Source organism: Paenibacillus tengchongensis (assembly GCF_008973665.1).
Taxonomy (GTDB): domain Bacteria; phylum Bacillota; class Bacilli; order Paenibacillales; family Paenibacillaceae; genus Paenibacillus_AQ; species Paenibacillus_AQ tengchongensis.
Map to the genome: position 1 here is coordinate 76,787 of NZ_WACP01000009.1, position 18,917 is coordinate 95,703.

16 protein-coding genes are annotated in these 18,917 nt (G+C 51.2%); 2 read left to right on the forward strand and 14 right to left on the reverse strand.

The window, feature by feature from the left end; genetic code table 11:
• Positions 1 to 120: 120 nt before the first annotated feature.
• From F1381_RS15965 to mraZ, 4 genes are all read right to left on the reverse strand, one after another.
• Positions 121 to 2,301 carry a penicillin-binding transpeptidase domain-containing protein gene (locus F1381_RS15965; protein WP_246188063.1) on the reverse strand — a complete coding sequence of 727 codons (2,181 nt, stop codon included), beginning with the start codon at positions 2,299 to 2,301 and terminating at the stop codon, positions 121 to 123.
• Between the two features lie 119 nt (positions 2,302 to 2,420).
• Entirely contained in the window at positions 2,421 to 2,801 is a 381-nt protein-coding gene (locus F1381_RS15970) for a cell division protein FtsL (protein ID WP_151735846.1), read from the reverse strand.
• 25 nt (positions 2,802 to 2,826) lie between these two features.
• Positions 2,827 to 3,780 carry a 16S rRNA (cytosine(1402)-N(4))-methyltransferase RsmH gene (gene rsmH, locus F1381_RS15975; protein ID WP_151735847.1) on the reverse strand — a complete coding sequence of 318 codons (954 nt, stop codon included), beginning with the start codon at positions 3,778 to 3,780 and terminating at the stop codon, positions 2,827 to 2,829.
• 42 nt (positions 3,781 to 3,822) lie between these two features.
• Entirely contained in the window at positions 3,823 to 4,260 is a 438-nt protein-coding gene (gene mraZ / locus F1381_RS15980; protein ID WP_151735848.1) for a division/cell wall cluster transcriptional repressor MraZ, read from the reverse strand.
• A gap of 229 nt (positions 4,261 to 4,489) precedes the next feature.
• Between mraZ and F1381_RS15985 the strand changes: the two genes are divergently transcribed.
• Positions 4,490 to 5,296: an alpha/beta fold hydrolase gene (locus F1381_RS15985; protein WP_151735849.1), complete on the forward strand. Its 807-nt coding sequence runs from the start codon at positions 4,490 to 4,492 to the stop codon at positions 5,294 to 5,296.
• Positions 5,297 to 5,376: 80 nt separating this feature from the next.
• On the opposite strand, the gene F1381_RS15990 is transcribed toward F1381_RS15985, so the two are convergent.
• The 9 genes from F1381_RS15990 to F1381_RS16030 form a co-directional block, all read right to left on the reverse strand.
• Positions 5,377 to 6,648: an adenosylhomocysteinase gene (locus F1381_RS15990; RefSeq protein ID WP_151735850.1), complete on the reverse strand. Its 1,272-nt coding sequence runs from the start codon at positions 6,646 to 6,648 to the stop codon at positions 5,377 to 5,379.
• A 27-nt stretch (positions 6,649 to 6,675) separates the two neighbouring features.
• A complete protein-coding gene (gene bshC / locus F1381_RS15995) occupies positions 6,676 to 8,307 on the reverse strand; it encodes a bacillithiol biosynthesis cysteine-adding enzyme BshC (RefSeq protein ID WP_151735851.1) in 1,632 nt (543 codons plus the stop codon).
• 196 nt (positions 8,308 to 8,503) lie between these two features.
• On the reverse strand, positions 8,504 to 9,424 hold the full coding sequence (locus tag F1381_RS16000) for an ABC transporter ATP-binding protein (RefSeq protein ID WP_151735852.1): 921 nt from the start codon (positions 9,422 to 9,424) through the stop codon (positions 8,504 to 8,506).
• 315 nt (positions 9,425 to 9,739) lie between these two features.
• Complete coding sequence (locus F1381_RS16005) at positions 9,740 to 10,687, reverse strand: ABC transporter permease (RefSeq protein ID WP_151735853.1); 948 nt, start codon at positions 10,685 to 10,687, stop codon at positions 9,740 to 9,742.
• Between the two features lie 3 nt (positions 10,688 to 10,690).
• Positions 10,691 to 11,623 carry an ABC transporter permease gene (locus tag F1381_RS16010; protein ID WP_151736006.1) on the reverse strand — a complete coding sequence of 311 codons (933 nt, stop codon included), beginning with the start codon at positions 11,621 to 11,623 and terminating at the stop codon, positions 10,691 to 10,693.
• Between the two features lie 217 nt (positions 11,624 to 11,840).
• The gene (locus tag F1381_RS16015; RefSeq protein ID WP_151735854.1) at positions 11,841 to 13,571 is read right to left on the reverse strand and encodes a peptide ABC transporter substrate-binding protein; all 1,731 of its coding nucleotides are present in this window, start codon (positions 13,569 to 13,571) and stop codon (positions 11,841 to 11,843) included.
• 150 nt (positions 13,572 to 13,721) lie between these two features.
• On the reverse strand, positions 13,722 to 14,108 hold the full coding sequence (locus F1381_RS16020; RefSeq protein WP_151735855.1) for a DUF3397 domain-containing protein: 387 nt from the start codon (positions 14,106 to 14,108) through the stop codon (positions 13,722 to 13,724).
• A 6-nt stretch (positions 14,109 to 14,114) separates the two neighbouring features.
• On the reverse strand, positions 14,115 to 15,101 hold the full coding sequence (locus F1381_RS16025) for a ketopantoate reductase family protein (protein WP_151735856.1): 987 nt from the start codon (positions 15,099 to 15,101) through the stop codon (positions 14,115 to 14,117).
• Positions 15,102 to 15,213: 112 nt separating this feature from the next.
• Complete coding sequence (locus F1381_RS16030) at positions 15,214 to 15,864, reverse strand: RsfA family transcriptional regulator (RefSeq protein ID WP_151735857.1); 651 nt, start codon at positions 15,862 to 15,864, stop codon at positions 15,214 to 15,216.
• Positions 15,865 to 16,296: 432 nt separating this feature from the next.
• Between F1381_RS16030 and F1381_RS16035 the strand changes: the two genes are divergently transcribed.
• On the forward strand, positions 16,297 to 17,433 hold the full coding sequence (locus F1381_RS16035; protein ID WP_246188064.1) for a coiled-coil domain-containing protein: 1,137 nt from the start codon (positions 16,297 to 16,299) through the stop codon (positions 17,431 to 17,433).
• Here the strand turns inward: F1381_RS16035 and F1381_RS16040 are convergent.
• Entirely contained in the window at positions 17,425 to 18,654 is a 1,230-nt protein-coding gene (locus tag F1381_RS16040) for an ABC transporter substrate-binding protein (RefSeq protein WP_151735858.1), read from the reverse strand. The genes F1381_RS16035 and F1381_RS16040 overlap by 9 nt on opposite strands.
• Positions 18,655 to 18,917 lie beyond the last annotated feature (263 nt).

The window sequence follows — 18,917 nt, forward strand, 5'->3', positions numbered from 1 at the left end:
CTCCCCGCTTTCGCTCGTATAGACATGATCTCTTATCTTCATGACTATTCGGGACAAACAGGGCTTAGAACAAGCAGTCAATATAAGCGGGCTTGCCTTAGTTCGCCGGTCAGCCTTCGGCTATTCCGCAGCAGTTTCCCCCTCCGTCTCATCAACGGCAGGAGGGACAGGAATATCTTCCCCGTACTCGTTCAGCGGAGCAAGCGACAAGGTTACTACTGTCTTGCCGTTCTTTATCTCTTCTTTTTGTTCGGTTACATAACCCTCGCCTTCCACCGTGATCCCCACCTTCAGCAGATTGAGCACCTCCAGCGCATCGCGCAGAGATTGTCCGCTCAGATCGGGAATCACCGGCTTATCGCTCTGCTGTGTAATAAGGAAGATCTTCTGACCGGAAGATAACATGCTGCCTGCTTCTGGATACTGGGAAATCACTGAAGTCCCCTGACCGACCGTTTCGAAATTATATCCTTGTTTCAGGAGCATTTCTCTGGCTGCGGCAGCCGTTTTATCGGTAAGATCAGGCGCCGTGCGTATAGCGGCAGCGGTCTTTGTGGCCGTGGCTGAGGTCTTCTTCTCGTCGTCTTCAGCATTATCGTCCGCTACCTTCGGAACACCCATATATTCCAGCGATTGCGATACAATCTCTTTAAATACCGGTCCCGCCGCAGCACCACCGCCGGTAGCATCGGCAGGCTCGTCAATGACGATATATACCGCAATCTTCGGATTATTAACCGGAGCATATCCCAGAAAGGACGAGAGCACTTTGTCACGGTCATACCCGCCCTTGCCGTCCGGCTTAATCGCCGTACCGGTCTTGCCCGCTACACGGTAGCCTTCAATGTAGGCATGGCGCCCGGTTCCATGATCCAGATCCGCAACCACCTGCTCCAGGTAGCTGCCGGTTTCTTTGGCACTTTCCTCGGAGATGACCTGCCGCACCACTTGTGGCTGGGTTACGGTAGTCTTGCCGGTATTGGGGTCGGTGACCTCCTTGACCACATGCGGCACCATCAGCTTTCCGCCGTTGGCGATGGCTGAGATGGCGGTAAGCTGCTGAATCGGAGTCACCTCCACCTTGCCGTGCCCGTATGCGATCGTTGCGTTCTCCGAAGCATTGTGCGGTGTCGGATTAACGCGTCCGCTGATTTCGCCCGGGAGATCAATACCGGTAACATTGTTAAATCCGAAGTCATCCACGTATTGCAGCAGCCTGTCCGGACCGAGCATTTCATAGCCAAGCTTGACGAAGGCCACGTTACTTGAACGCTTCACACCTTCCAGAAAGGTAATTTCGCCATACCCGCTTCTGTTCTGGTCATAGAGAGGCTTGCTATAACCCTTGATCCGGATGGAACCGGACATGAAGGTCTTATCGGGATCGAATAAGTTCTCCTCCACCGCTCCGGCAAGCGCAACAATCTTAAACGTGGAACCCGGCTCAAATCTCGATTTGATCGCATGGTTATAGAAGACACCCGGATCAGAGGCATAATTCCAGAACTCGTTGGGATTGAAGGTTGGCATATTTGCCATTCCCAGAATCTCCATCGTATTCGGATCGGCTGCAATGACCGTGATGCTTTTCGGCTTGTATTCATCGTAGGCCTTTTGCATCGCCTGTTCGATATAATACTGGATTGTACTGTCGATCGTCAGCTTGAAATTACTGCCATTTACCACAGGCTGGTACGTATCCTGCGAATCAGGCAGCTTGATGCCCTTGCCGTCGCTCTGATACAGCAGCTTGCCGTCCGTTCCCTTTAACTGCTTGTCAAAATACTTTTCCAGGCCCATCACCGCGTTGCCGTCCCGGTCCGTATACCCCAGAATATGCGCCGCCAGCGTTTGCTGCGGATAATAGCGCTTCTGCTCGGTAATCACTCCGACACCGGTTTCCAAGATATCATGCTCATCCCGCAGCTTCTGAATGAACTCGTCGACCTTGTCGCGCAGTTCCTGGTCGATCTTCCAGCCCTCGTTACGAATTTCCCTGTTCTTTAAGTATTTCCCCTTATCATCCTTGGCTTCCACGAGCGCCTTCAGTTCATTCTCCGGCTTGCCAAGCAGCTCATGCAGGCCGGTGATCACCTCTTCCCCAATGCCGCGCTCGGCTATAACCTCCGGATTGACCACCACCGTGTAGGCGGGCACATCGCTGGCCAGCACCTTTCCGTTGCGGTCTTCAATGGTGCCGCGCTCTGCCTTAATCACCGAGGTATGGGCTCTTTTCTCGGCCGCATAGGCCTGCCAGAAGTCGCGGTCCAGTACCTGAATCCAGAACACCCTTCCGATCAAAACAAGAAAAAAGAGGGTAATACACCCTCCTATAAACAGCGTGCGAAGTTTTATTCTTTTCACCATAAGCAAACCTCACAAACTAGATTTAATAATCGGGCTATCATCAAAAACACCGCTTATTCCGCACCCTCGTCGGGGGAGACGTAAATATTTGAATCCTCTGACGGACGGGAATAGCCGAGCTGTTCCGCCTTCTTCGGCACCAGTTCCAGCAACGTCTGCTTCTCTTTCTGATATACGGCAATTTCCTTTTTGGTGCTTGCGATTTTGGCATCCAGCTTCTGCGCCTGCATGTTCAAATCATAAATGTGGACGTAACGCGAGATCAGGGCGACTGCAACCAGCGCAAATACGCTTACGGTAAGCATATACAGCAGCTTCTCCTTCATCGGGAGGACGCGGCGTGTGGTGACAACCTTAGTCTTCTCGCGGTATAGCTGTCGCTTCTCTTCTTTTCTTTGAGGCTGGGTTGCCAAGTTTCCGCGGGTATAGGCCATCTCTGACTCTCCTTTATCGTCTTTATTATAATTTCTCTGCGATGCGCAGCTTCGCCGAACGGGCGCGCGGGTTCTCGGCGAGCTCCGCTTCCGAAGGCACAACCGGCTTGCGGTTGATCAGCTTCAGACTGCCGGAAGCCCCGCATACGCAGACCGGAAAGTCCGGCGGACAAGTGCACTTACTGACATAACTGCTCATAATTTGTTTGCATATCCGGTCTTCCAGCGAGTGAAATGTAATAACGGATACTCTGCCTTCAGGGGCCAGACAACGCACAGCTCCGTGCAGACCTTCTTTAAAAGCGCCCAGCTCATCGTTCACTGCGATGCGCAACGCCTGAAAGCTGCGTTTGGCGGGGTGTCCACCCGTTCTGCGTGCTGCCGCAGGTATGCCTTCCTTGACCAGCTCAGCTAACTCACCGGTACCCGCAATCGGCGCCTGCTCCCGGCGTTCGACTATTTTGCGGGCGATCCGCCGCGAGAACTTCTCTTCTCCATACTCAAAAAGAATGCGGGCGATCTCCTGCTCCGGCCAGGTATTGATGATTTCGGCGGCCGTCAGCTCCCCGGACTGGTCCATCCGCATATCCAGCGGTGCGTCATGATTGTAACTGAAGCCCCGCTCCCCTTCGTCGAACTGGGGCGAGGATACGCCAAGATCGAACAGAATGCCATCCACCTGGGGAACGCCCTCTTCCTGCGGAACGAACGGCAGATCCCTCAGGACCTGCTCGAGATCGCGGAAGTTGGTCTTCACTAAGACTACTTTATCTCCATATTCAGCCAGACGTTCTCTGGCATTGTCCAAGGCCCAGTCATCCTGGTCCAGACAGATCAGCCGGCCGGTTCCGCTAAGCTTGGAGGCAATCAGTGAACTGTGCCCCGCTCCTCCAAGTGTACAGTCGACATATATGCCATCCCGCTTGATGTGCAGCCCTTCTGTCGCTTCTTCCTTAAGCACCGTGATGTGGTGAAACAAGCTGCATCCCTCCAGCGCAGTATTCGAAATTGTGTATGTGTGTTATAGGTCAAAATTGAAATCCACCAATTTCTCGGCGATCTCGTTGAACGATTCCTCGGATTGTTCGAAGTACTGCTCCCATAGCCCTTTGTTCCAGATTTCCACCCGGTTCGAAACGCCCAGAATAACACAGTCCTTATCCAGCTTGGCATACTGCCGTAAATTGGCCGGCAGATTGACACGCCCTTGCTTATCCCATACACATTCGGTCGCTCCCGAGAAAAAAAAGCGGCTGAACGCACGGGCATCCGACTTCATCAGAGAAAGGCTTTTGAGCTTTTGCTCCATGATTCCCCATTCTTCCATAGGATAAACAAACAAGCAGGAATCGAGGCCGCGGGTCGCGACGAAAGAGGCTCCGAGCAATTCACGGAACTTAGCCGGGATAATGATCCGGCCTTTGTCGTCAATGCTATGCTGGAATTCCCCCATAAACATCGATTGCCCCACTCCTTGTTACCGATTCCCCACTTTACCCCACTTTACACCACCTAAGCATAATAGATTCGCCGTCAAAAATCAAAAACCTTCTTCATGTGCGAGGTAATTTTTTCATATATGTCAAGTGAGTACTTTCGCTGAACTTGTTTAAGGTGTGAACTGGTCCTAAATCGGGTACATAATATCTTGAGTCTATATACCAGCCCAACCATACAGGAGGGACACCATGGGTAAATATATTGAAGTGGAGAGCAATGTAAAGCTGTACGTCGAGGATATCGGCTCGGGGACACCGGTCATTTTTATCCACGGCTGGCCCCTGAATCATAAAATGTTTGAGTACCAGTTCATTGATTTAGCGGAAAAAGGGTTCCGCTGTATCGGGATCGATCTCCGCGGCTTTGGAAAATCGGATGCCCCGTGGGAAGGATACTCCTATGAGCGGCAGGCGGACGACATCCGAGCGGTTATTGACGCTTTGAATTTACACAACGCCGTGCTCGTCGGCTTTTCGATCGGGGGCGCGATTGCCGCCAAATATATGGCCCGGCATGCCGGATATGGGATTACAAAGCTGCTGCTGGTCGGCGCAGCCACACCATCCTTTGTCCAACGTTCCGATTTCGCGTTCGGCTCACCGGAGGTTGTAGTCAACAATCTGATTATCAGCACTCATCTGGACCGTCCGGATATGGTGACGGATCTGGGCATGAAATTTTTCGCCAAAAAAGGCAGCGCAAGCTTTACAGCCTGGTTCGCTTCGCTTGGTATGGAAGCCTCGGCCCAAGGCACGCTGAAAGACGCGGCCTCACTGCGCGATGAGGATCTTCGTGCCGATCTGCCGCTCATTCATGTGCCGACTGCCATCTTTCACGGCACTCAGGACAAAATCGTTCCTTTCGAGCTCGCGGAGCAGACCCAGCTGTTAATCCCGGGGTCGCTCCTTGTTCCATTTGATGAGAGCGGCCACGGGCTGCTGTTTGATGAACCGCGTAAATTCAATGACAGCCTGTATCAATTTATCAGCATGTAATACTTCGTCTTCTCCCCCATAAACGGCAGCATGCCCGGGCCATTTCCATGGCTTCCGGGCATGCTGCCGATTCGTATGGATTAATCACCGAGCTTCCAGCTGTCCAGATACTCCACCTGTGCCGGGGTAAGGCTGTCGATGGAAATACCGAGGCTTTCCAGTTTGTAGCGGGCAACCTGTTCGTCCAACTCATAAGGCACGTTTTCCACTTTGACGCCGATATTCTTGTAATTGTCGTTCACATATTTCAGCGACAGCGCCTGGAGTGCGAAGGTCGTATCCATGATCTCCGCAGGATGTCCGTCGGCTGCGCCAAGGTTAACGAGCCGTCCTTCAGCCAGCAGATACAGCTTGCGGCCGTCCTTCAGCTGATATTCTTCGATGTTCTTGCGCACCGTGCGCCGCGAAGCTGCACGCTCCGCCAGCTCCGGCTTATTGACCTCCACGTCGAAATGCCCGGCGTTGCACAGAATGGCTCCGTCCTTCATCACATCGTAATGTTCACCGCGGATGACATACTGGTTGCCGGTAACGGTAACGAAGAAATCGCCGCGTTTGGCTGCTTCCAGCATCGGCATCACCTGGAATCCGTCCATATGGGCCTCCACCGCTTTGATGGCGTCCACTTCAGTCACGATTACGTTTGCTCCCAGGCCCTTGGCCCGCATCGCAACCCCTTTTCCGCACCAGCCATAGCCCACGACAACCACGGTCTTGCCGGCGACAATAAGGTTGGTGGTGCGCATGATGCCGTCCCAGGCCGATTGACCGGTGCCGTAACGGTTATCGAACAAATACTTGCAATAAGCATCGTTGACGGCAACCATCGGGAATTTAAGAATGCCTTGCTTCTGCAGCGCTTTGAGCCGGATAATGCCGGTAGTCGTCTCTTCGGCGCCGCCGCGGAGGTTCTCCATCAAGTCAGGCCGTTCGGCATGCAGCAGGGTGGCGAAATCGCCGCCGTCGTCGATAATCAGGTCCGGCTTACTTTCCAGCGCCTTGATGTTCAGCGCTTTAAACTCTTCGGGCGAGGGATTATACTTTGCGAACACGGTAATTCCATCCTCCACAAGCGCTGCACAAACATCGTCCTGCGTCGACAGCGGATTAGAGCCGGTGATGGTCACCTCTGCTCCGCCGGCCTGCACAACTTTGGCCAGATAGGCCGTCTTGGCTTCCAGATGCAGTGTGATTGACACCTTGAGCCCCTTGAACGGCTGCTCTGCCTCGAACTGCTCGCGGACACGGTTCAGCACCGGCATATGCTGGCGGACCCAGTCGATTTTGAGATGGCCTTCGGGAGCAAGCGACATATCGGCGACAATGCTGTTTTCTTTCGACAATGAACTCATAACGAACCTCCAAATAGTTATTGGTAGCTACATATAGATCATGCGGTGAGTACCGCTGAAATCCGAAGGCACCGCCATCAGCTCATCCAGCCAGGAAAGGCCGTAGCGGTTCAAGTAATACATAATATTATACACCCGCTCTTGAGGCTTGCCGAGCGGCATAAGCGACAGCTCGATCCGCTCCCACTGGCGCAGCGCGGCTTCGTTTCTCTTCTCCAGCGCATCCTGGGCCTTGTCCTGCAGAAAGGAGATCTGCTCCAGAATCTTGGTCTTGTTGTTCTCCCCCAGCTTGATCAGGCCCGGCTGGATCTGCCCGAGCTGTCCGATCAACGGTTCGTATACCTCGGTGAACGCCTGCTTAGCTTCGGCAAAACGCCGGCCGAGCTCCAGCTCATCCGTACTGGCCAGCCATTCCTGACGCTTACTGTCCAGACCTGAGCGTACATCGGAGAACGATAAATTGTATTTATCCATATGCTTCTGCAGCGTGCCCTCCACTACGGTAAAGGACATCCGCGGCAGGATTAGCGGCATCTGTCCGCCAATGGTCCGGAAAGCTGCGTGCGGGATAGCCCAGTAGGCAATCTCGCCCTGGCCGAGCACCGTCGCAAGTACCGGCAGCACATAATCCTGCATCAGGGGCCGGGTCAGCACATTGTTGCTGAAATGTTCCGGATGCTCTGCAAGCAAAGCCAGCAGTTCGTCACGGGAGAACGCAACGCGGCCTTTACGGTCGGTGAAGCGTCCGTCCTGCTTGTACAGCAGCAGCCGTGTGCCTTCATGGATGTAGAAGATGTTGGCGTTACCGGCGGTCACATCCGCCTGAAGCTCATAGCCGCTGGAAGTGAGCGCAGTCGAAGCCTCCAGGTATGCCGCCTCCAGCTCATCGTTGCGTTCAATCAATGTACGGAAGAACGGCTGTTCCAGCCTGCGCAACGCCGGGTCGGCGGAATCGAGCAGGATCAGCCCGAATCTGCCGAATAACGAGCCCAGCAGCTTGGCGAACGCATCGCTCATGCTGTCTGCCGTATGCGCAGCTTCAGCAGCCATCTCCAGCATCTGCGGTTTGAATTCACTGTCCTGCAGCAGGCCGTCCAGCTCTTCCAGCACCTGCCGCCAGCTCTCCTCCCCGACGGGAATATGGCTGACTGAGCCGCGCGGCCCTTCCGGCCGGTCGATCTTGATGCGGGTAATTTCGCCGGACCGGTTCAGTACATAGGTATGGTTAACCTCATCCCAGTCGTGGTCTTCGCCGGCGATCCAGAAGAGCGGCACTACCGGACGGCCCAGCTGCACTGCAGCCTCCCGCGCCGCCTGGATGACGGTCATTGCTTTATAGACCACGAACAATGGGCCGGTGAACAAGCCGCTCTGCTGCCCGCCGGTCACCACCAGCGTTCCCGGCTGCTCCAGCAGGGAGAGTGAATCCTGCACCGCTTCATGCTTATTAAATCTTCCATTATATAAGCGTAGTACGGCTGCCACTTCTTTCCGGCCGGCACGGTTATGCTCTGATTGATCCAGCCACTGTGCACGGGCTTGCCTGCTTTCCGGGTTGCGGAACTCTCCTCCGTAGAACCGGCTGACTTTCTCATAATGATCTATATAATCTCGCGCAAGCGCTGACCCGCCGGGGAGCGGTTCCGGTAATACATTCATGTGTAACTGCCTCCTGTCTCTATCTCTTGCTGTATGTAACCAGAAGTTGATAAACTCTTTATGATTGTATCCAATGTGAAGGGCTGCGTCAAAGAAGAAAGCAGAAATGAGTTACCTGCATTAATCAAAAGAGAGACAATCCCCTAGTAGATCACTCTACATTGAGATTGCCTCTTTCATACAGTTTTATTGACATTTATGCAAATTTCTTGGCAACAAAATGTCCTTTGGACACTTCAACAAGCTCAAAATCACTGTCATTCGATTTCTCGCCCGCTGCAAAAATCGGGCTGCCCAGTTCATCGTGCAGATGAATGCGTTTCTTGTTCGCTTCAACTTCAGGATCAGGGACAGGAATTGCAGACAAGAGGGATTTCGTGTAGGGATGAAGCGGATTGGCATACAGCTCTTCGCTTTCCGCCAACTCAACCATACGGCCCAGATACATTACCGCTACGCGGTCACTGATATGCTTAACCATGGACAAATCATGCGCAATGAACAGATAGGTAAGTCCAAGACGGTCCTGCAGTTCCTTCAGCAAGTTTACAACCTGCGCCTGAATAGATACGTCCAGTGCCGAGATCGGTTCATCGCAGACGATGAATTTCGGATTCACAGCAAGCGCGCGGGCAATACCGATACGCTGCCGTTGGCCCCCTGAGAACTCATGGGGATAACGAGTGGCATGGTCATGATTCAGACCCACCAGATCCAGCAGCTCTTCAATCCGTTTCTTGCGCTCCGCACGGCTTCCGGCCATACCGTGAATATCCAGCGCTTCGCCGATGATATCGGATACCGTTAACCGCGGATTAAGGGATGCGTATGGATCCTGGAAAATCATTTGCATATCGCGGCGCAGCGCCTTCATTTTACCAGGGGATAACTTATAAATGTCAGTGCCGTTGAACTTGACACTTCCGGCAGTTGGTTCATACAAGCGCAGAACCGTCCGTCCGGCCGTCGTCTTACCGCAACCGGATTCGCCTACCATCCCGAGGGTTTCACCTTCATGAATGGCAAAATTAATATTATCAACAGCTTTAAGGACTTTACCTTTGCCTACATTAAAATACTTCTTAAGCCCTTCAACTTCGATCAGATTTTTACTCAAAGGTACTGCACCTCCTTGTCCATCGAATACTTCTAATTAACTCCGGCAACTCTGCAAATGCTGTTGTCATCCTGGAAATCCGTGGAGATATTGGTTAAAGCGAGCCTCCGCATCTATAATGCCAACATTGCTTAGCATCCCGACAAATCAATTGTCCGCTTCGGCCGCTGACATTTCTGATGTTTGTTCAAAACTTATGTTATCCGTATACCCGTACTAATCGCTGGGCTTAAGAAGTCATCGGGTCTTGAAGTATCATGCCAATATCTTTACCGCGAATCGTTACCACTTCAATTCAGAAAGTTCAGGAACTTTCTACTTCTTCAATTTAGGATCCAGTGCATCACGAAGTCCATCACCGAAAATGTTAAAGGACAACATGGTTAAACTGATAACAAGGGCAGGGAAAATCATCCGCCATGGATAGTACATCCAACCTGTAAGCGAGTCGTTAATCATAGAACCAAGTGAAGCCACCGGCGCTTGAACACCGAGGCCAAGGAAGCTCAGGAAGGCTTCAGAGAAAATGGCGCTTGGTACGGACAAGGTAACGGTAACGATAATCGGTCCCATCGAGTTAGGGAGCAAATGCTTGAACAAAAGACGTTTCCAGTCAGCACCCATGGAACGGGAAGCCAGAATAAATTCGCGGCTCTTCAACTGCATGATTTCACCGCGGACAATCCAGGACATATTGATCCATCCGGTGATGGTCAGGGCGAGAATAATCGTCCACAAGCTCGGCTCGAAAACAACGAGCAGCATAATTACTACGAGCAGGTAAGGAATAGAGTACAAAATTTCGGAGAACTTGTTCATTACCGTATCGATACGTCCACCGAAGAAGCCCATGATTCCGCCGTAAACCACGCCGATAATCAAGTCAATACAAGCAGCCGCAAGGCCGACGATCAGGGAGATACGGGCACCCATCCAGGTACGAACAAAAACATCGCGGCCGAAATCATCGGTACCAAAGAAGTGTTCGCTTGAAGGGGGTTTATTGGTATTCATCAAATCGTTGGAATCATACGTATATGGAACCAGATGAGGCGCTACTATCGCCATGATAATAATAATAACCATAACAATCAAAGCAGCCATAGCCATTTTATTGGTACGCAAGCGATACCAGGCGTCCTGCCAGGCAGAAAGACTCTCACGTTGAATCGTTTCCGCTTCCCGCTCGTTAATCCCGACTGTACGGAAATCATCGGGGGACAGTTCTACCTGCGGTGCAACAGTGTTATTATTTGCAGCCAACGATTAGCCCTCCTTTCTTCCAGCAAGTTTGATGCGCGGATCGACAGCAACATAAGCAACGTCTGTGAGGAAGCGTGCAACCATCAGAATGACTCCGTAGAAGATGGTAATCCCCATAATGATCGGATAATCACGTGTATTGATTGCTTGAACGAACTGTTTACCGATACCGCCAATGCCAAAGATTTGTTCAATAACTACCGAACCGGTAATAATATTCGCAGTCATTGGACCCACATAGGTAATGACCGGCATCACGCCGTTACGCAATACATGGCGGGATAGGATGGAGAACCAGCCCAACCCTTTGGCCTTGGCTGTCTTGATATAATCCGCATGGAGCACTTCAAGCATGCTGGAACGGGTAAGACGGGCAATTACAGCAATCGGCGAGGCCGTAAGCGCCATAACGGGGAGGAAGTAGTTCATCGGCCCTTTGAACCCCATTACAGGGAATATTTTCCAGTGATAGGCCAACAGGTATTGCAGCAATGATGCAACTACAAAGCTTGGTACCGCTATTCCCAATACTGCCAGCACCATAGCCACATTATCAATCAATCTGCGGTGATACAGGGCTGCAAGCATGCCGAGCACAATGCCGATAATTATCGCCACAATGATAGCTACGACACCCAGCTTAAGCGATGAAGAGAACGTTTGGGAGATAATATCGGTAACTTCCTGGTTCAGCATCTTCATAGAGATCCCCAGGTCACCTTTAACGATATTCTTTAAATATAATACGTACTGCTCGAAGACGGGCTTGTCCAAATTGTACTGCGCATATAAACGCTGCAGAATTTGTTCTGGAATTTTCTTTTCTGATGTGAACGGATCCCCCGGAATAGCTTTCATTAGGAAGAAGGTCGCAGAAATCAATACAAATAGAGAAACAATCATGTGAACAAACCGGTTTAGAATATAACGAACCATGCCCGCCATCACCTCCTTCGACATTTTTTTTACTTATCTATTTTAAGAAAAAAACAATCGTTTGTCTATTTTCTCAAAATTCTATTTTTGGTAAAACATAACAAAAAAAGGTCAATACAAAAAAAAGGGATATATATGGAGTTCCACATATATATCCCGAAGTAATATAACTTCAGATACTTATATTACTTATATTTTGTTTATTAATCCGTAAGGATTAATGTTCCAGCAGGTAAGCGCGGGAGAGGTCGATGGCACCGCTGAAGTCAAGAGTTACACCTTTCAGGTATTCCTTAGTCAGCGAGTTGTTAGTGTAGTAGTAGATAGGCATAATCACCATATCGTCCATCAGGATCTTCTCGGCTGCTGTGAACTTCTCTTGACGAACAGCATTGTCTGCAGAAGATTTAGCATCCTTGATCAGTTGGTCATACTCAGGGTTGGAGTAGCCAGTGTCGTTGTTGCCGCCGCCAGTTACCCACATATCCAGGTAAGTCATCGGATCATTGTAGTCAGCAGACCAGCCGGCGCGTGCTACTTGATAGTTCAGGTTAGTCTTGTCTTCCAGGAAGACGCCCCATTCTTTGTTTTCCAGCTTAACTTCAACGCCCAGGTTCTTTTTCCACATATCAGCTACGGCTACAGCAATCTTCTGGTGGCCTTCGCTTGTGTTGTAGCTCAGGGTGAAGCTCAGTTTATCCAGACCTTCTTCTTTCAGGCCTTCTGCAAGCAGAGCCTTAGCTCCTTCGATATCTTCACCGAAGTATTGGGAATCGGCAACCTGATTACGGAATTCATCGCCATTGCTTTGGATGCCCGGAGGAACAAATCCGAAGGCTGGCAGCTGTCCGCCCAGGGTGATGTTGTCGATAATCGGCTGGCGCTCAATCGCCATAGCCAATGCTTTACGGATTTTTGCGTTAGTGAACGGTTTTTCAGTTACATTGAACTGATAGTAGTAAACAGAAGCGATACCTTTTCTTGTGAATTCATTAGGGAATTCTTTCTCAACGATTGGCAGCTGTTCGGTTGGAATTTCACCGATAGGACCGCCGGCACGGTCGAGTTCACCGTTCTTGTAGCTCAGCAGCTCAGTTGCGCCGCTGTTTACGATCGAGAAGTTGATAGTTTGTGCTTTGATTTCATCAGCAGCATAGTAACCAGGGTTCTTCGTCACAGACAGCGATTGTCCAGTAGTCCACTCTGTAAGAGTGAATGGTCCGTTGACAATTTGAGAATCTACACTTGTAGCCCATTTTGCATTGTCTTTAACGGAACTATGAACCGGATAGTACGTATAGAAAGACAGGAGACCCAAGAAATAAGGAGTCGGGTTAGTCAGGGTCACTTCCAGTGTCTTGTCGTCGATTACTTTCACACCAACTTGGCTGAAGTCAGTAACTTCACCAGTGTTGTATGCTTCGGCATTCTTCAGGTAGTACAATTGGTAAGCATAAGGAGCGGCTTGTTCTGCGTTAGGATCAAGCACACGCTGCCAAGCAAATGCGAAATCATTCGCTGTTACAGCATCGCCGTTGCTCCATTTCGCATCACGCAGATGGAAGGTGTACACCAGACCGTCAGCGGAAACATCCCAAGATTCAGCCATACCTGGTTCAGCTTGACCAGTTTCTGCATTTTGGCGAGTAAGACCTTCGTACATCAATTTCAGGATAGCGTTGGAAGTGCTGTCTTGAGCCTGTTGCGGGTCAAATGTAGGAGGCTCTGAGCTCAGGTTGATTTTCAGCGTCTGGTCAGCAGCCAGCTTCTCTTCACCAGTGGCATTGCCTGTGTTGGTATTGCCTGCATTGTCAGTTGCCGCCGCGTTCGTTGGGCTGGCGTTGTTGCCGCTGTTTGCATTGTTATTGTTTCCGCCGCAGCCAGCAAGCACTGTGCCGATTACAAGAACCAATGCAATCATGAGCAAAAGACTTTTACTCTTCTTCATCTAGCAGTTCCCCCTAAATAGAATGTGGTATATGGTTTATGATTATACAACCAGTGGTCAAAAAAATCTAGAGCTATATTTTCTGAAAATCGTTTTTTTTTAATTCTTAAAAATTTTGTGACATTGACGCTTTAACGAAGCAGTGAAACATTACATCGCTTGTGATATGTACTTGATAAGGCCTACGATGGTGAAGAGCACAAAAGATACACTCATCAGGAAGAAGCAAGACCGCCAGACAGCCCGGAACAATCGCTTTCCATCAACCTTCCCTTTCAGCCTGGTTTGGGCTCCGCCAATCAGTCCAGCGAATATTAATACAAAAAGTAGTATAAGAAAGAAACCAAAACGTGAGTCAAATGTGAGATTGAACAAAGCGGAAACCGACAGCAATAAAAATAAAGTAGTCACATCCATTGCCAGAAAAAAAACTTTTCTTCTGTCTTTCTTCAGTGCGGTTCCAATAAAATAAATTAATACAAAAGGAACAAACGGAATTACGCTCAACAATACGAATGAATCCCGCAACCACGTCAAACAGCCTCACCCCTCCTTCGCATTCATGCCTTCCAGAAGCCGGCAGATCATAACGTTCATTGGAGCTTCCACACCGCCATGCTGTGCCAAATCGACGATACTGCCGTTAATCCAGCGGATTTCTGTCGGTCTTGCAGCCATCACATCGGCAAGCATGGATGAGGTATTGGCCGCGGTATTCAGGCATACCTCCATAACCTTCTCCCACATCCCGCGATCATAAGGAATGCCACAAGCCTCATACACCGCAGTGATCTCATCATATAATGCCTTCATGAGGTGCATGCGTTTCTCCGAATGCAGCAGTTCACCGTTCGGAATGCGCCAAATCGCCGTCAACGGATTGATTACAGCATTGATCAGCAATTTCCGGTAGATCATGTTATCCACTTCATTCGACAGATAGGCCGAAAATCCTGCTGTATTCAGCGCCTCCACAAAACTTCTGATGGCCGGGCCGCCGGATTCTTCCGTCTGATCTGCCAGGTATGCGCCGGAACTTTGCCCTCCCTGTTTCCCTATACAGATTTCCCCGCTCCCGGTATGAATAACCTCTATTAAATTTTTCCTTTTTGCTGCTTCGGTGGTTACTGCCGCCCAAATCTCGGCTGAAGGAAATCGGCTCTGCAACAGTCCGATGTGGCCATAGCCATTCTGCAGACATACGATCCGGAGCGGCTCATCTTTCAGCGGTGTTAAAAGCTGCAGCACACTCTCCTGCAGTGCATTTTGTTTGACAGCGAGCACGACCAGTTGTCCCGGCTCCTTCAGCCAGGCTCCGGCAAAACCGCTGGCCGGCTCAGCCGCCACCTGATCCCCTGCCAGCTTAAGCGGCTCACGCCCATCCTCATAGCTGACAACGAGCCCCTTCTTCTCCAGCGCCTCACTCTGTTCCCGGCTGCGGCACCACAGTCTGATTTCGGTTCCGGCGGCGGCCAGCCGCCCGGCGATCAGCATTCCCAGCGAACCTGCGCCGATGATATCCACTTTCATAGCTGTAACGCTTCACTCCCCCACAATTTTCCTTATTATATCCGGGCCTATGCGCAAAAGCAAAAGAACCCCGCAGTCGCGGGGTTAAGCCTGGTATTTGAGTGATGAAGATTTACTCCAGACGCTCCAGATTACCGTTCGCATCCATTTTAAAGCGAGTCTTCAATTCCTCTTCTTCCTCATTCAGGAAAGCAAGTCTGCGGGCACGGTCCATAATTTGAATCAGTGCCTTGTAATCGTCGTTGACGACCCGGTAGTCGCTTTGCGCCAGATTGACTTCTTTGGACAACCGTTCGTTCTCCGCCCTGAGCTCGTTCAGCTCATCGTCCTTCTCGCGCAATTCCCGCTCCAGCATCTTGAGCTGCCGGCTGGCTTCCTGAAAGGTTCCTTTCCACTGGCGCAGAAAGCGGATCACCGCATCAATGGACAATGAATTTTCTCCCAGACCCTCACTGCGGCCGTATTCTTCTTCAGCATCACTGAGAATAAGCCCTGCTACCTGTGCTCCCCGCACTGCCGGCTGCTTCTTTAAATAACTCCGTTTTTGGCGCTGCCCCTTGGCAATGCCGATGGCATCCTCATAGCTTTTGCGGACACAGCTGTTCCAGCGGAATCCGCAGGCGGCCGAGGTCCTGCCGATTTTTTCACCCACCTCTTCAAAAGCGGCGAGCTGCGTGCTTCCTTCTCTAATGTGACGCAATGTGATTTCGGCCAGAATCAGATCGTCTTCGGCACTCCAAGCATCCTGTCTAACGGCTGTCATAAAGCCTAACCCTCCTAACAACATCATGAAATAACCATCTTCATAACCGGCAGCACTGCCGGATAGTGAATAGGATAAAAGCTGCTTACTCCATTTCTATGCCTCTATCAGAGTTCATAGAATCTATTTGATACTAATTTGTATTTCCATTTTGGGTGCTCATCATACGCGGTTGCTATAATTTATCGGAAATCAGCAGCTGATAAATGCAATATTAAATATCACAATACTCATAAATATGTATATTATTTCAAACGATGGCCTTGCACCGGAGAATGGTTAAGTTATAATCAGACTATTATTGAAGGAAAAAACCGGATTTGTTCTGCGGAAGATACAGCCGCGCTGTAAGAGACAGTTAATGCTATTTTTACGCTGCAAAACATAAGCTTTAAACATACCTTATCCACATCCGTCAAAGGTGGTGATGCAGTGCTGTTCCGCTATCAAGCAGGCCGCCGGTTTATTGTTCTGTTCATTCTGCCCGTTCTGATTCTGTGCCTCCTTCCGCCGCAACAGGCTTACCTGTCCGCAGTTTCGGTTGCACAGCCGGCCGTCTCTCCTCCAGCCTTTCAAGGTAACGAAGAGACCCGGGAGCTGCTGGAAAAAACGCTGTCCGCAGCGGAAATCGAGCGTGAAATTGCAAGGATCAGCCTGGAACAGGAAGAGCTGGAGCAGAAGTCCATTTTGCTTCAGGAACAAGCGGCCGTAAAAGAAAATGAGATTGAAAAGCGGCGGGAGCAGGCCGGAGCCGTCGTCCGCTCTTATTATATGGGCGAGCGCGACGGCCTGCTGGCCACGCTGCTTTCAGCCAAAAGCATCAGCCGGGTGCTTGCCTTATACGATTATTACGAGATTATTATCGGGCGTGACCGTGATGTCCTGTCTCAGTACGAACACCAGTATAAGGATCTGAAATCTACCCTCGCAGCCGCCGAACGCAGCGTGCGTGAATTGGCAGAGCTGAAGCAGACGCTGGAGCAGCAAAAACAACGGGTGCTTGCATTAAATGAGGAGATTGAAGGCGGCATTAATGCCAGCAGCGATCCGGAGGCTATGGGAGCATTGCTTGAGGAATTCACTAAGTATTGGGAGAGTGTCGGTCTCCATGAAGTAGAGACCTATTTCCGGGCGCTGTCCAAGGCCATGAACAAGCTTCCGCAATTTGTGGAGAGTCAGAAGGGGATCCTGAAACGCAAGGGAATGACCTACCAGCTTACTTTGGGGGAAGAAGAGCTGAACCGTTTTCTCGTATCGCAAAATCCGCTGTTCACGGACTTCGGATTTCAATTCAGGGACGGGAAGGTCACCGCTTCGGGAATGAGCGGCGGTCTGACGCTGACGCTCACCGGCCGCTACGCCATTCAGGAGGAGCCGGAGAATGCGCTGATGTTCCATGTCGAGCAAGTGGTCTTTAACGGGCTGCAGCTGCCTGAGTCTACTTGCCGTTCACTGGAAGAGAATTTCGATCTTGGCTTCTATCCGCGCAAAATCGTCTCTTTCCTGCGTGCCACCGAGGTTAACAGCAGCGATGGTGTGCTTTCGGTTAAGCTTTCGCTTTCATTCTAAACTATCCCCGCTTATCCTTTCTTTGAAACCTGCGGCATCCAGCTTCCCTGTGAGGAGCTGGCTGACTGCTGCGGCGATGGCCTCTCCGTCTCCGGACAAGGCGCTTGCGGCGGTTTCATCGGCCAACAGCACGCTGGTTCTAAAGGGCAGCCAGGTGATCCGCGGTAGACCGGAGCGGTACAGCTCATCCAGCGCCGGAAGACGTTCCGTGCTGCGCAGCCACTCCAGTTGGGCCGCGCTCGACGTCATATATCCGAGCCAATCCACCGCCGCTTCCGGGTTGCCCGATTCCGCAGGAAGAGCGAAGAACCGGCTGTCCATCGCCTCATAAGCTTGTCCGTTTCCGGTTTCGGCAGGCGCTTCAGCGGCCATGGTGGCATTGCCGTGGCGCCGCCACTCCGATACCGGGACTGCCGCCAGCGCAAGCGTTCCATCGTCCAGCATATCCCAGATTGCAGTGCTCGTCTTACCGGTTAAATAGAAATAGCTGCGGGCCTGCTCTGTCCATACCAACGCTTCATCCGATAGTTCCTCCAGACTCAGCCCCATGCTCTCCAAGAGAAGAGAGTACCCGTAAGGATTCTGGCTGTCCATGGACAACAGATACCTGTCCTTGCCCGTGTCCTCCAGCAGGCGTCCAAGCAGGGTTGTCCATTGCTCCAGGCCGCGCGGCGCCTGTTCCAGGCCCAGCTCGGATAATCTGGTTTTGGAGTAGACCAGCACATAGGGGTCCACATCCAGCGGTACTCCCCAGTCATAGCCGTTCCACTGCATCTGCGGAATCAGCGCCGTCAGTGGTGCACTCCCGGGAACGCTCCGGTAGACATCAACGGGCAGTAAATAGCCCCGCGTCGCCAGTGCCGGAATATTGCGCCCGGCGGTCATGACGATATCCGGACTGGCTCCGGTAGTCAACTCTTCCTTCAATGCATCCAGTGATTCGTCAGCGGGTGTATTGCTCAGCAGCACTTGAACCCCTGTTGACAACGTGTAATTATTGCTGATCCGTGTGAGCTCCTGAAATTCTTCTCCGCTCAGGGAGACGCGGATGTTCAGAACGGGAATTTCCTGTTCTCCGCTATCCGTGCGTGTTAAAGGGTTCAGCGGCTGATGCTGCGGATTGCTGCCAATCCCCGTGTCCAGCTCGATGCTGGGCGAAAGACTAGTCAAGGCCAGCATCAGGATGATGAACAGCATCCAGTAATTTTTGCGTTTCAGCACGCCGATTCCCCCTTCGCCAATTTGGTCTACCCTATTTTACCAGATGACCGGCGGCTTGTCTGTGGGTTTGTAACCGTTATCTTTGGGGGAGGAAATCGAATTTTCGTTACACTCCAGCATCGCAGGCATACATTCCCCTCCACTTTGGGGCGGGGAGTAAAAAAAACCGGGAGCAGCTTCGCAGCGGACTCCCGGTTTTTGAGCGCAGGCTGCCTTCGCAACTGCGGCTATATAATACGCTACATATACGCCTTAACTATCAA